General features: G+C 65.3%; 13 protein-coding genes. 11 read left to right on the forward strand and 2 right to left on the reverse strand.

The window, feature by feature from the left end:
* On the reverse strand, positions 1-1,661 hold a 1,661-nt coding region (locus tag ACLQ2Q_RS05160; RefSeq protein ID WP_425818664.1), incomplete at its 3' end, for a M6 family metalloprotease domain-containing protein.
* A 508-nt stretch (positions 1,662-2,169) separates the two neighbouring features.
* Here ACLQ2Q_RS05160 and ACLQ2Q_RS05165 point away from each other — a divergent pair.
* The 4 genes from ACLQ2Q_RS05165 to ACLQ2Q_RS05180 are packed head-to-tail and all read left to right on the forward strand — an operon-like array spanning position 2,170 to position 4,335.
* Positions 2,170-3,267: a C1 family peptidase gene (locus ACLQ2Q_RS05165; protein WP_425818666.1), complete on the forward strand. Its 1,098-nt coding sequence runs from the start codon at positions 2,170-2,172 to the stop codon at positions 3,265-3,267.
* A gap of 41 nt (positions 3,268-3,308) precedes the next feature.
* The gene (locus ACLQ2Q_RS05170) at positions 3,309-3,521 is read left to right on the forward strand and encodes a hypothetical protein (protein WP_425818668.1); all 213 of its coding nucleotides are present in this window, start codon (positions 3,309-3,311) and stop codon (positions 3,519-3,521) included.
* Between the two features lie 30 nt (positions 3,522-3,551).
* The gene (locus tag ACLQ2Q_RS05175; RefSeq protein ID WP_425818670.1) at positions 3,552-3,971 is read left to right on the forward strand and encodes a hypothetical protein; all 420 of its coding nucleotides are present in this window, start codon (positions 3,552-3,554) and stop codon (positions 3,969-3,971) included.
* 4 nt (positions 3,972-3,975) lie between these two features.
* Positions 3,976-4,335, forward strand: coding sequence for a protease inhibitor I42 family protein (locus ACLQ2Q_RS05180; protein WP_425818672.1), 360 nt, complete (start codon positions 3,976-3,978; stop codon positions 4,333-4,335).
* A 46-nt stretch (positions 4,336-4,381) separates the two neighbouring features.
* On the opposite strand, the gene ACLQ2Q_RS05185 is transcribed toward ACLQ2Q_RS05180, so the two are convergent.
* A complete protein-coding gene (locus tag ACLQ2Q_RS05185) occupies positions 4,382-5,101 on the reverse strand; it encodes a hypothetical protein (protein WP_425818674.1) in 720 nt (239 codons plus the stop codon).
* Between the two features lie 239 nt (positions 5,102-5,340).
* On the opposite strand from ACLQ2Q_RS05185, the gene ACLQ2Q_RS05190 reads away from it, so the two are divergent.
* The 7 genes from ACLQ2Q_RS05190 (at position 5,341) to ACLQ2Q_RS05220 (ending at position 13,698) form a co-directional block, all read left to right on the forward strand.
* The gene (locus ACLQ2Q_RS05190) at positions 5,341-6,723 is read left to right on the forward strand and encodes an ABC transporter substrate-binding protein (RefSeq protein ID WP_425818676.1); all 1,383 of its coding nucleotides are present in this window, start codon (positions 5,341-5,343) and stop codon (positions 6,721-6,723) included.
* Positions 6,723-7,691 (forward strand): carbohydrate ABC transporter permease, encoded by a 969-nt coding sequence (locus ACLQ2Q_RS05195; RefSeq protein ID WP_425818677.1) that lies wholly within the window; start codon positions 6,723-6,725, stop codon positions 7,689-7,691. The genes ACLQ2Q_RS05190 and ACLQ2Q_RS05195 overlap by 1 nt, the downstream gene beginning before the upstream one ends.
* Positions 7,692-7,700: 9 nt before the next feature.
* Positions 7,701-8,534, forward strand: coding sequence for a carbohydrate ABC transporter permease (locus ACLQ2Q_RS05200; RefSeq protein WP_425818679.1), 834 nt, complete (start codon positions 7,701-7,703; stop codon positions 8,532-8,534).
* Positions 8,534-9,793, forward strand: a complete 1,260-nt coding sequence (locus tag ACLQ2Q_RS05205) for a glycoside hydrolase family 32 protein (RefSeq protein ID WP_425818681.1) — start codon at positions 8,534-8,536, stop codon at positions 9,791-9,793. The genes ACLQ2Q_RS05200 and ACLQ2Q_RS05205 overlap by 1 nt, the downstream gene beginning before the upstream one ends.
* A 117-nt stretch (positions 9,794-9,910) precedes the next feature.
* Positions 9,911-10,927: a LacI family DNA-binding transcriptional regulator gene (locus ACLQ2Q_RS05210; protein ID WP_425818683.1), complete on the forward strand. Its 1,017-nt coding sequence runs from the start codon at positions 9,911-9,913 to the stop codon at positions 10,925-10,927.
* A 64-nt stretch (positions 10,928-10,991) separates the two neighbouring features.
* Complete coding sequence (locus ACLQ2Q_RS05215) at positions 10,992-12,659, forward strand: ABC transporter substrate-binding protein (protein WP_425818685.1); 1,668 nt, start codon at positions 10,992-10,994, stop codon at positions 12,657-12,659.
* A gap of 61 nt (positions 12,660-12,720) precedes the next feature.
* Positions 12,721-13,698 carry an ABC transporter permease gene (locus tag ACLQ2Q_RS05220; protein ID WP_425818687.1) on the forward strand — a complete coding sequence of 326 codons (978 nt, stop codon included), beginning with the start codon at positions 12,721-12,723 and terminating at the stop codon, positions 13,696-13,698.
* The last annotated feature ends 32 nt before the right edge of the window (positions 13,699-13,730 follow it).

Here is a 13,730-nt window from a genome sequence, read left to right on the forward strand (position 1 = left end):
TCATCGACGGGGCCGTTGGTGATGTTCCAGGTGCCGTCCCCGTTCGCGAACGCGACCGGGATCGACGCCCACCCCGGAGTCTGCCGCACCAACGCAATGTCCTTACCCCCATACACCACCTCCGCCGGACCCGCGCCCCGGGTGTGGACGGTCATCGACGCGCTGACGGCGGAGATCTGCTCGATCTCGAGGCCTGATGCGCTGCCGTCCCACCAGTTGCTGTTCGGCCCTGTTGCGGCGCCGAATGCGACGGCGGCGCGGCCGTACAGGTCTTCGGCATCGCCGGCGTTGACTCTGCGCTCGAGGTCGAAACGGTTGTCCGCCTGTTCCAGGGAGCATTCGTAGTGCTCGGTCGGCGTCATCTGTTCGTGGCTGTTGTCGCCGTTGACGTCGACGTGCCAGATCGCCACGCCGGCGGCGGGCAGCGCCGCGTCGCGGCCGGACTGCTGACGGTTCTCCAGAATGAAGTACTCCGACGCGTTCCTGGGATGAATGAGGAAGTCGTTCTTGCCCGCCTCGACGGTCGCGGTCATCCCGCCGGCGAGTGTCGTAACCCGGGATGCCCATCCGGCGGCGTGCTTCAGGTAGGCGTCGACCTGTGTGGGGTTCTTGTTCGACCCGCCGAAGCACATCAGCGAGTAGTGACCGATCCCGTTGCCGACGTTGACCTTGTCGTAGTCGTACAGATCCGGAAAGTCACAGACCATGTGCCCGTTCTCGTGACAGAACGTCCTCAGGGTCAACTCGTCCCCCAGATCGGTGATCTGATAGTCCCGGAACCGGCGTCCACCATCGACGGAGTAAGTGTTGGCGAGGCCCCACGCGTGCGGCCAGAGGCCCTCGGACCATGCGTTGGAGCGAACGCCTGCATAGAAGACGCTGAGTGCCTGGATGAAACCGCCGGAATCCGCCGTCAACCCGGAGAAGTTGAACCCGCTCGCGACGAGGCCGTCCAAAGCCTCGCGGATCAGCTCCTGGGCACGCGTTCCGTACTTGATCGTCCGGTCGGTGTAGTAGGTGCGCGGGCGCGCGGCGCGGAAGTACGCGGCTACATGATTCTTGTAACGGAGCTTGCCGTCGGAGACATCTCGAAAGTAGTCGAACGCCGAGCCGTTATTGCCGAATCCGCTATAGCCGGGCTTGTTGCAGAAGTCATCAACCTGCTGGCGGCTGATCGTCTGCGGGAAGTCCGAGAAGTCGATCAGGAGCACGAGTCCGAGGTAATCGCCCGTTGTAGCGGCTGATGGGGGGGCACCTCCCGGCCCTTCGGGCGCACCCTGCGGCGTCACGCCGTCGGGGGGTTCGGCTGCTCGGCGCGCGCGGTCCTCCCGGCGTCGCTCCATCCATCGCGGGACGGACCCCATGGCCGCCTGGGCGCGCTCGGTGTGCGCGCGAGCCGCCTCACGGGTGACACGCACATGCTTGGGAAGCGGTAGGGCCTCGCGACCCTCCTCGCCGACCCGCGTGCCTGTCGGGACCAGTGTCTCGCCGTCGCCGGACAACTTCGCGTATTGGTAGTAGCCATCATCCGCGTGGACGACCGTGTAACCCTCGAGGGTCTCGAAGACGGCTTCGAACTGGTTCCCCCACCCCCGCAGCGTCACTTGCGAGCCATCGGGATTCACGAACGTGAAGATTTCGCCGTCGAATGGACTGGCCATGTCCGGCCCCCCTCTTTGAGAGCTCGGGATCCCGAGGGCGGCCTACCAACGACCACCGTGTCGGGCAAAGCGAGCAAATGTTGACTGTACTGTCGGTTAGGAGCTGCATTCCGTCTTGTTGATACATCGGCGTGCACCCAAATGAAGGGTGTGGTCCGATCACGGGCTCCCCGACTGCTGCAGCTCCTCCGGCCAGGTCGAGCACGCCATTCCCGCTACTCCGGGTTCAGGAGCCAGATTTGCCGGCGACGAATTGCGGCGCCGACTCCCCAACTGGCCAGGCCCCGTGGCCTCCCTGCACGATCCTTCGCAGGCATCCCCATTGACGCGTCACACCGTATACCCAGATGACCTGGTTGTCTGTCCCCCTTTCGGGGGACAGGAGGAAACGGGAGCGAGTCAGAACCCCGGCTGCTGCAGCGCTCGAAAGTGACGTCGCGACTGGTCCTCTTGACACGAGTCTGGGCTAGGTATAGACGTTAGGCGAGCCACAGACAGGGTGGAGATCATGGCGAACGATGAACCGACGGTCAGTCAGATTCAGGCCGCTATCAAAGCAGACGGCCTCTCCTGGGAGGCAGAAGAGAACTTCCTCACGCAGATGTCGGCTGAGGAGCGCCGGGGGTACCTGGGAGTCATAGTCACTCCTGCCGAGATGGCCGCTCTGAAGGCTGAGACCCAAGCGCTCGCAGCTCAGGAGTCGGCATCATTCGGAGCTGCGGTCGGTGCGCCCACCGCCGTCGACTGGCGCACGGGCGGGTACGTGACCTCGGTGAAGGACCAAGGCGGCTGTGGTTCCTGCGTCGCGTTCTGCACCTGCGCCGTAATCGAATCCGGGGTGCGGATCAAGCTGAACAATCCCAACTACGGGATCGACCTCTCCGAAGCCTTCCTCCAATTCTGCGGCGGCGGCAGTTGCAATGGCTGGGGCCTGACTTCAGGGTTGGACTTCGCGCAGAGCACCGGCGTCACGGACGAGGCCTGTATGCCGTACCAGGCGCAGAACATGGATTGCGGGGCCAGTCGATGCGGCGACTGGCAGAACCGGCTCACCAAGATCTCGGGCTATGCCGGTCATGCGACGATGGCGGCGCGCAAGGAGGCCGTCGCCAAAGGTCCGGTGCTGGCGGGGTTGGAGGTGTGGAGTGACTTCTTCGCCTACAACGGGACGTCCGTATATGTGAAGTCATCGGCGGCCACGAGGCTGAACCCGCCGGGTTACCACTGCATCTGCGTCGTGGGCTACGACGACAATCAGCAGTGCTGGATCGTCAAGAACAGCTGGGGCACCACGTGGGGAGACCAGGGGTTCGGCCGCATCGGGTATGGCCAAGCGGATCTGCTCATCGACTCGAGTTGGTCCTTCTACTCCGCGGACGTGGTGGTTGGTCCGGTCTTTCAAAGCACAAAAGTGACTCAGGTATTCGCTAGCCGCGACTCGCAGAATGCTTGGGCACACTTTCCCGGCATGGGATGGCGCCGCATCCAACCGGGAGCGGCCGACGGCGTTACGAACGTTCACGCCATCCTGACGGAAGCGTCTGCAAAGAATCTCACCGTTACCGTGCTCGTCGACGGCTCACAGATCTATCAGGCCTACCTGTAGTCCGAGCTAGCGGCCTACGTCGATTAAGGAGAAAAGGTTTCATGTGGACGAACATCAACCAGATCTATACCAGCCGTGACGCACAGAACGCATGGGCGCATCTCGCTGGTACGAACGCCTGGCACCGCATCCTCCCTGGAAGCGGCGACGGCGTGACGAACGTGCTCGTCGTCCTGGTCGCCGCCAAGGCGAACAACCGACAGGCCTACGTCGTGCAAGACGCCAGCGGCAACATCCTGCAGGCGTATCTGTAACGCCTGACGTGCGCATCGAGAGGATTCGTCGTGAGCTCTGAAGTCACCATCACGATCACCATTGGCGGGACTGGACAAACTGCGGCTGCCCACCTGGCCTCGGTCGACGTGGGCGCGCCACCCGCGCCCGCGGCACTGGAAGAGCTCCAGACGGCCGGGACGGGCGAGAGCCCCGTCCCGTTGGAGGTCGCGCAGCTCAGCCGGCTCCGTGGCGAGGTCAGCCCTTCCAGTGCCGGGCTGCCCGAACCGATGCCTGTCGACCAGCTGTCTGCAGGCAGTTTCACGATGGCCCCGCCACCGGCCGACGTGTCGTCGCTGGCCTCTCAGGTCGGCGGCGGGTCACCACCGGCGCCTTTGTCTGTCGAGGAGCTTGCCGCGGCCGCTGACGCAGGGGGAAACTCGGAGCCGGCGGTGAGCCAACGCTCCAAGCCCAAGCCGCCCCGAGGCTGACCACGTGGCGGAGGTCCATCTGCAGGCATCCGACGACGGGGGCAGCGTCGCGGCCAAGGTAGGCGACCACATCGTGATTGTGCTGGAGGAGAACGCGACTACCGGGTACCGCTGGACGATTGCCGGCGCCACCGAAGCCGTCACGCTTGCCTCCGACGGGTACGCACCTTCTCCATCGGGGAATCTGCCCGCACCGGGCAGCACGGCGCCCACCGACCCGGTCATGGGGCGTGGCGGCAACCGTGAGTTCCGCCTCGTGGCGGTTTCGCCCGGCGTCGCCAGAGTTGTCTTGGCTCTGAAGCGCGAGTGGGAGGACGACGCATCGGGCATCGCCCGCTGGACGGCATCGATCAACGTCACCTGACGGCGGCCGTACGCCCGCCCGCGAGGCACCGTGATCACCGTCTTGTCTACGAGCCGGATCCCGGTTCTATGCCCGTGACTTTGGACGCGACGAGCGTGAACAGGCCCGTGATGATGAGCAGGACGAAGAGGAACTCGGCGCTGTTCTCTCTGAATGGCTCCCAGAGGTTCCACGCCGATGCAGGGATTGCAGCGCTCCACAGAGCGAACGCGATCGGTGCCAACACGATCGACCAGGCCAGCTTTCGCTTCGCGGCGGCAGACCTCTTCCGTCCGGAGGTCTTCCTGGCCCAAGCGGTCAGCCATATGAAAACGGGCGTCGCTATGAGTGCGATCACCCACAACGGTAATGAATAGTTCGGTGGCGAGCCGGCGTCCGCCGGCTGCATCATGGTCACGAACGCACCGTACGCGGCCACAATTTCGGCGGGAATCCAGAGGACGAGAACACCGAGCGCTGCCGTGAGCAGTTGTGGAGCGGTCTTGCTGGGTGGAGGTTGATCATTCCCGCCCTTGCGGGGTTCCGCAGCGACGATATCCACGATTTCCGACAGCGCGGTCGTTCGGGTGTCTGCTTCGTCGAGCTTACGTCGGACGCTCTCCAGCACCTCGGCGTCAGCGGTTCCGGCTACCTCGGTTCTTCTGCCAGGATCCGACGATTCTGACGGCTCGAACCTGGCCACGACGACGTTGGTTCTCGCTTCCGGCGATGCGGGGGGGAATGCGTCAGCGTCCTCGACGGCGGAGGCAAGACCGAAAATGCTCATTCTGCAAATCCTCCTTGAATTGCCTTTGCAGGCGCGCATGTCAGCGCCCACGATTCTTCGTACCATCTCCGGAATAGGCGCCCAGGGAGGCGCGTCGGTCAAGTCCTCGAGATTTTGGTCGCGCAGATCCTCCGAAGTGTGATATAAGCAGGTCTCTTGACGGGTGCTGGCCGCGGGGCGACAATGAGCCCCAACGAGACCCTAAGCGGACGCTCTCTCGCCGGGGACGGAGCAACATCGTGGTTGATCTTTCACGCAGGGCGATGATCGCCCTTCTCGGTGCCGGGGTGGTCGGCACGGCAATATCGTGGCCGCGGCTCACTGGGGGCGACATCCCGGGCCGGGGATCCGACGCGCTGACTGTCGCGCTCTTCGGAACCGCTCAAGACGCGGCCGCCAGACAGGGTCTCATCGACGGATTCCAGGGGCTCCATCCCGACATCCCGGTGCGCATCATCGCCATCCAGGGACAGGACTGGAGCAACTACTTCGCGAAGATCCTCACCCTGGTGGCCGCCGGCACCCCGCCGGACGTCGTCACCGTGGCGACGGAGGGGACTCAGCTCTTCGCATCCCGAATGGCACTTCCCATCGACGAGTACGTCCAGCGCGACGCCGCGGAGATGCAGAACTACTTCGACGACGTCCATCCCTCGCTCGTCGAGGCGATGATGTACAAGGGCAATCTCTTCCAGCTTCCCGACAACTTCAACGCTGCGAACGTGTTCTACAACACGGCGGCGCTCGAGCGGGCCGGTCTGGAACGACCCCGAGACAATTGGACGCTCGACGACTTCTTCACGGTCGCCCGGACCATGCAAGACGCCGCAGAGGGTCAGTTCCTGCCGTACTTCTGGAACAACCGTTTGTGGGGCGGCGTGGTCCCGTGGCTGTACATCAACGACACGAGCTTCCTCAGCGAGGAGAAGGCGAAAGGCGGGGACTGGCTGTGGGACCAGTTCTACCCGAATGAGGCGCCCCGTGGCGGTGGATTCCTGTGGGAGAACGCGGATGCCCTCAACGAGAACTGCGTCGAGAGCTTCGGGGTCCTCGAGCAGATGGTGCGGGAAGGACTCGCCGCCAACCCGGCTCAGGGTGGCGGAAACGAGCTGGTCGCGCTCTTCTCGACCGGCAAGGTGGGCATGACCCCGGCCGGCGGCTTCTGGGCACAGGGGCTGAGCGACGCAGGCGTCGCGAACGATGACTACGACGTCACGTACTTCCCCAAGATGGCTGGGCAGCGCCACCAGTTCGGGGCCGGCGGCTACGCCATCATGCAGACGTCGCAGCGCAAGGACGAGGCGTGGGAGTGGCTCAAGTACTGCGTCTCCGTGGAAGGCATGTCGATCGCGCACCCTCGCCCGGATTCGTCACTGCCGCGCAAGTCGCTGAACGACGAGCTGTACGGCGCCGGAGTCGGGCCGCAGCACTGGGAAGTCTTCTACGACACGCTCGAGAAGTTCCCCACCACGGGCCCGATGCCCGCGCCGCCGCAGCAGGCGGCCGTCGAAGCGGCGCTCATCAAGAACGTCGTCGGCACGATCACGAATGGCCCGGACGGCGTCCGGCCGGGGCTGGAGCTCATGCAGCGTGATCTCGAACTGGCCTTGAGGAGGTCATGATGTCGGTCACGGTGCCCACCCCCGCCGCGGAGCGTGCGGCCGTCGATGAGCTGGAAGCGGAACTCCACGGTCGCGGTCTCGTTGAGGACAAGGGCCACAAGGGGTCGCGCGTGCTGGTGTGGGTGTTCCTCGCCCCGACCCTGATCGGTCTCGGGCTGTTCACCTTCATCCCGATCATCGCCTCGATCGTGCTGGCCTTCTTCCGCTGGGACATCATCACGGCTCCGCAATTCGTCGGTGTCGACAACTTCGTCGAGATCGCGGCGAACCCCACGATCCGGGTGTCGTTCCTGAACACCATCGGATTCGTCATCACCGCCGTGATCGTGCAGCTTGCGGTCGCACTGGCGCTGGCGCTGCTCGTGCAGTCGAAGATGCCCAACTGGCTGCGGACGTTCTTCCGCTCGTCACTGTTCTTCCCGCTCATCCTGTCCGCGGCATCCGTCTCCCTCGTCATGTCGTACCTGTTCAACCAGGAGTTCGGCCTCGTCAACCAAGTCCTCAGCTGGTTCGGAGTTCCGGCCGTCGGGTGGCTGACCACGGGCTTCGGGGCGAAGGTCGTCGTGCTGCTGGTGTACGTCTGGCAGAACTTCGGCTTCACCTTCCTGCTCTTCATCGGCGGTGTCGCCGCCATCCCGAGGGAGGTGTACGAGGCGTCGGCGCTCGACGGCGCGACCGGCTGGGCGCAGTTCCGTCAGATCACCCTCCCGCTGATCAGCCCCACCATGCTCGTCGCTACGGTCATGGCGATCATCAGCGCGCTGCAGATCTTCGATCAGCCATACGTCCTCACCCGAGGAGGCCCCGGAGACGAGACGCGCACCGCGGTGATGGTGATCTACGAATCCGCCTTCCAGAAGCTGGAGTTCGGCCTCGCCTCGGCGGTCGGCATCGTGCTGACCGTCCTGATACTCGCGGTGACGGCCGTCCAATTCCAGCTCAGCAAGCGCTACGTCTTCTACGGGTGAGGTCGAAAGATGTCCATCGAAGCAGTCGCCACCCGCTCGCCGTTGAACACGCTCGGCAAGGTCGCCAAGTATGTCGTGCTGAGTATCGCGGTATTCCTCACACTCGGACCAGTGGTCTGGACGCTCATCACAGCCATGACACCCACCGACCCCGTCACGAACACGACCCAGTTCGGCTTCTCAGCCTTCGCTGAGGCATTCCAGAGGATTCCGCTGTGGCTGTACACCTGGAACAGCGCACTGGTCACGCTTCTGGTGGCGGCCGGGCAGATGCTGACCGCGGCCATGGCGGGGTACGTCTTCGCCCGATTCGAGTTCCGCGCCAAGAATCTGATCTTCGCGCTCATCCTCGCCACCATGATGGTGCCGATGCAGGTCACGATCGTGCCGGTGTTCATGCTGATCCGCGGCATGGGCCTGGCGGACACACTGATGGCGCTCATCCTCCCGGCGCTGCCCACCGCCTTCGGAACGTTCCTCATGAGGCAGTACTTCATGGGGTTGCCGGCGGAATTGGGCGAGGCCGCCGAGATTGACGGCGCCGGCCCGTGGAGGGTCTTCTTCAGCGTCTATCTGCCGCTGGCCACTCCCGGGCTCGCAATCGTCGGGATCCTCGCATTCAACTACCACTGGAACGAGTTCTTCAGACCCCTGATCATGATCATCAGCGAGCAGAACTTCACTCTGCCGCTCGGTCTGGTGTCGTTGCAGGGAAACCTCGGAACGGGAGCCGTCTCAGTGGTGCTCGCCGGCGTCCTGCTGTCGATGATCCCCGCGCTCTTCGTCTTCATCTTCGGACAGAAGCCGCTGCGCGAAGGGCTGACGGCGGGCACGGGCAAGTGATGCACCCGGACCCCTCGTTCCCGGCGCTGCACGGGCGCCCGGACCACGGTTGGGTGAACGACCCCAACGGGCTCGCCGTCCTCGACGGCCGGTATCACGTGTTCTTCCAGTACAACCCGGATCGCCCCGTGCATGAGCGCATCCACTGGGGGCACGCGAGCTCAGATGATCTCCTGCGCTGGCGCGAGGAGCCGATCGCCCTGGCGCCGCGGGACGGGGCGCCGGACGAGCGAGGCTGCTGGAGCGGATGCCTCGTCGACGACGCCGGGACGCCCACGGTGCTGTACACCGCGGTGAGTGCGGCCGGCCCGGGTGAGGCAGGCGTGGTGCTCGCGACCAGCGACCGCGCCGCCATCGAGTGGCAGCCGCGCAAGACGATCATCCCCCACACCGACGAGCCGCACGACATCCAGGTGCGCGACCCGTACGTGTTCGTGTTCGATGGTCGCCGGTATGCCGTGCAGGGCGGCGGCGCCGTGGGTGAAATGCCTCGGATCGTGCTGTACGCGTGCGAAGACCTTCGCGAGTGGACGCTTCTCGGCAACCTCTTGACCCCGGATGACCCCGCGGCGGCCGCATACGGCGAGGCCGATGTCTGGGAGTGCCCGAACCTGTTCGAGATGGACGGGCGATGGGTTCTCATCATCTCGCCGCTGACCTTCCGTGAGAGCGGTGCGCAACACGGCGAGGTGTTCGCCCTCATCGGACAACTCGAGCCGGACCGCGATTCGCTGTCCTTCCGGCCAGAGGCGACGAGCCGGCTCGACGACGGCGTCAGCTTCTACGCGCCCCAGGTGCTCGTGGACGGCGAGCGTCGACTTATCTGGGGATGGACCCGGGATGAGGGCCGCTCGGCCGCGCAGATCGCCCAAGCAGGGTGGACCGGAGCGCTCACGCTCCCCCGCGAGCTGCGGCTGGAAGGGGACGCGCTGCGAAGTGCTCCGGCTCGGGAACTGGAGGGCCTACGGCGCGAACGCGTCCACCCCGTCGATGGAGTCATCGACATCGGAGCCTTCGAGATCGAGGGGACGGATGCCGGTGTACGACTGATCCTCGAAGGCGAGCGCGGGTCGGAGACGATCGTGGATGTCGACGGCTCATCGTCGACCGACATCCGGATTCTCGTGGACGGCAGCGTCATCGAAGTCTTCGTCGAAGGCACGGTGGCGCGAACACTACGCGCCTATCCCGATACCGGCTCCCGCTGGCGCATCCGCGGCGGCGCCGGGCTGCGCCTCTGGCGCCTGGGCCTCGAGTAACTCAGGATGCGGGCGCGTCCTGAATTTTTCTACTTGACGTCGCTCCTAACGCGAGTTAGTGTGGGTCCACCACCGACTAACTCGCGTTAGTTTCACCCCCGCTCAGAAAGCCCGCTCATGTCGAAGACGACTCGCCGACCGGTGACGATGAAAGACATCGCGGTGCGCGCGGGCGTCTCGCGCACCGCCGTCTCCCTGGTGCTGAATGGCCGGCAGTCCGTGGCGCTCGCCGACGAGACGCGGGCCCGGGTTCTGGCCGTGGCGGCCGAGCTCGGCTACCGGCCGAACGCGGGCGCCCGCGCCCTCGCGAATCAGCGGAGCGACTGGTACGGACTCGTCACGGAGATCGTGACCGCGCCGTTCGCCGTCGACATCATCAAGGGGGCGCAAGACCGTGCCCTCCTTGATGAGAAGTATCTGCTCATCGCGTCGACGGAGTCGGATCCCGTGGCCGATACGGCGGTCATCGAGCGCCTTCTCGAGCAGCGGGTCGAGGGTCTCCTCTTCGCGGCGACCTGGCACCGCGCGGTGACGCTCCCGGAGATCGCCCATGAGGTTCCCACTGTGCTCGTCAACTGCTTCGATCGGGAGGGCCGCTTTCCGGCCGTGATCCCCGACGAGCGCGCGGGCGGACGCCGTGCGACCGAACGCCTCCTCGCGGCGGGACACCGTCGCATCGGCTTCGTCAACCTCGACCCCGACATCCCGGCCGCCGTCGGCCGACGCATCGGCTTCCATGAGACTCTTCGCGAGGCGGGAATCTCAGCCGACGAGAAGCTCGAGATCTCCGGACACGCGACCGCCGACGGCGGCTACACCGCGGCATCCGCCCTTCTCGACCTCGCCGATCCGCCGACAGCCATCTTCTGTGCGAACGACCGCATGGCGATGGGCGCGTACGACGCCATCAAAGAGCGCGGACTGCGCATCCCCAACGACGTTGCCGTCATCGGATTCGACAATCAGGAGCTCATCGCGGCCTACCTGAGACCCGGACTCACGACGGTCGCACTGCCCTTCGAAACGATGGGCGCCAAAGGCGTGGAACTCCTCGCCGCCATCATCGCGGGTCAATCGACCGCCACGGAAAACGTGACGGTCGACTGCCCGCTCCTCGAACGCGCGTCGGTCTGACTGGACATCTGGTCCGGCGCGCAGCCCCTTCGGCTTCAACGAAGAAGAAAGGAACACCCTCATCATGACAGTTCACAGGAAAGCGGTGCTCATCGCTGCCGCTCTGGTGACCTCCGCGGCGCTCGCGCTCTCGGGCTGCAGCTCCGGCGGAGGCCGCTCCGCCCAGCCCGCCGACGGCTCTCAGCTCCTGACCATTCCGCGCGAGGACATGGGGACGTTCGACCGCAACTTCAACCCGTTCTCGAACCCCGGATTCCCGATGACTCAGCAGGCGATCTACGAATCGATGCTCATCTACAACCCGGCCGACGGCTCCACGACCCCATGGCTGGCGACGGAATGGGAGGTGACTCCCGACAGTACGGGCATCACCTACCACCTGCGCGAGGGCGTGAATTGGTCGGACGGCGAGCCGTTCACCGCCGACGACGTCGTGCTCTCGTTCGACCTTCAGCGCGAGATCCGCGGCGGCTTCGACTACATCGAGACCGTCACCGCCGTCGACCCGCTCACAGTGCAGTTCGACTTCAACGAGCCGTTCTCGCCCGCGCTGCTCGACATCGGGCAGCAGATCATCGCACCCGCCCACATCTGGAGCGAGGTCGAGGACCCGACGAAGTTCGCCAACGAGGAGCCGGTCGGCACAGGTCCCTACACCGAGGTCACGAACTTCCAGGCGCAGTCCTTCGACCTCGGGAAGAATCCCGAGTACTGGCAGCCCGAGAAGCAGAAGATCGAGGGCATCCGCATGCTCGCCTTCGCGGGCAATGACGGCGCGAACCTCGCAGCGGCCAATGGAGACGTGGACTGGGCGCCCCAGTTCATACCGAACATCGACGAGGCCTACGTCGCGAAGGACGCCGAGAACCGGTTCTTCTGGTTCCCGCCCACCGGGTCGATGATCAACTGGCAGTTCAACACCACCAAGGCCCCGTTCGACGACCCGAATGTGCGCAAGGCGCTGTCGATGGCGGTCGATCGCGAGCAGGTCACCGAGATCGGGATGCAGGGCTACACCGCTCCCGCCGACTGCACCGGTCTGAGCGGTTCGTATGACACGTGGCGCGACGGAGCCGTCGTCGATTCGTGCACGTGGACGAACCGTGACGTGAAGGGCGCGGGCGAGCTGCTGGACGACGCGGGCATCACCCTCGGCGCCGACGGCAAGCGGGTCCTCCCCGACGGCACGCCGTTCGCCTTCGACTTCTCGGTCGGCTCCACCTCGAGCGACTGGGTGTCGGTCGGCAACGTCATCTCGCAGAACCTCGCCGAACTGGGTGTCACCGTGACCGTCGCAGCCAAGGACTGGGGCGACGTGGTGGCCGGATACGAGAACGGAACCTTCGATTCCGGCATCGTGTGGAGCGCAAACGCCCCCACCCCGTACCAGTTCTATCGGGGCGTGATGGGAAGTGAGACGGTGAAGCCGGTCGGCGAGCAGACGTTCGACAACTATCACCGCTACGGCAGCCCGGGGGCCGACGCCCTGCTCGCACAGTTCGCTGCGGCACCGGACGAGGCCGCGCAGCACGACGTCGCGAACCAGCTGCAGGCGCTCTTCGCCGAGGAAGCCCCTGTCGCCCCGCTGTTCCCAGGCCCGGAGTGGGGCGCGGCGAGCACGGAGCGCTTCACCGGCTGGCCCTCCGAGGACGACCCATACGCGACGCTCTCGACGCGCTCGCGGACGACGGTCCTCGTCCTGACCGCCCTCGAGCCAGTCGCCGCCGACTGAGAAACGATTCGTCCCGCTGCGTCGCCGACGCGGCGCAGCGGGACGATCCAGGAGGCATCACATGGGCTACATGCTGCGACGCTTCGGGTTCTACCTCGTCGCGTTCTGGGTGTCGATCACCCTCAACTTCTTCCTCCCCCGCTTCATGCCGGGAGACCCGGTGTCGCGCATGGTCGCGCGCCTCCAGGGTCAGCTCCGCCCCGATCAGATCGAGGCCCTCAAAGAGTCCTTCGGGCTCAGCGACGCCCCGCTGTGGGAACAGTACCTGCGGTATCTCGGTCAAGTCTTCACCGGCAACCTCGGCTTCTCCATCTCGCGGTTTCCGACACCGGTCATCGACGTCATCACGAGTGTGATCGGCTGGACGCTTCTCCTGGGCTTCGTGTCGCTGATCATCGCCGTCGTCATCGGCAACGTGCTCGGCATCCTCGCGGCCTGGCGCCGCGGCGGAATCCTCGACTCCTACGTCCCGCCGTTTCTCATCTTCATCGGCTCGTTCCCGTACTTCTGGCTGGCGATGGGGCTGCTCTACGTGTTCGGGGTGGTGCTCGGGTGGTTCCCGGTGCGGCATGCGTACGGGGTGGGGATGACTCCCGAGTTCTCCCTCGCCTTCATCGGCGACGTGGCCTACCACCTGATCCTGCCGGCCGCCTCGATCGTGCTCGTCTCCATCGGCGGCTGGATGCTGGGGATGCGCAACACGATGATCGCCACGAACGCCGAGGACTACATCGTCATGGCCGAGGCCAAGGGCCTGGGCGCCAACCGCATCCGGACGAACTATGCGGCGCGCAATGCGCTGCTGCCCTCCGTCACCGCGTTCGGGATGTCGCTCGGCTTCCTCGTCGGCGGTGCGCTCCTCACCGAGGTCGTCTTCGCCTATCCGGGCATCGGCTACACGCTGCTCGCGGCGGTGCAGAACCTCGACTACCCCCTCATGCAGGGGCTCTTCCTGACGATCACCACCTTCGTGCTGATCGCCAACTTCCTCGTGGACATCGTGTACGTGCGGCTCGACCCGCGCGTGCGCGTGAGCTGAACGGAGCGCGTGATGTCACTCGCACAGAATCC

The sequence above is a fragment of the Microbacterium sp. DT81.1 genome, assembly GCF_049844955.1.
GTDB lineage: Bacteria > Actinomycetota > Actinomycetes > Actinomycetales > Microbacteriaceae > Microbacterium.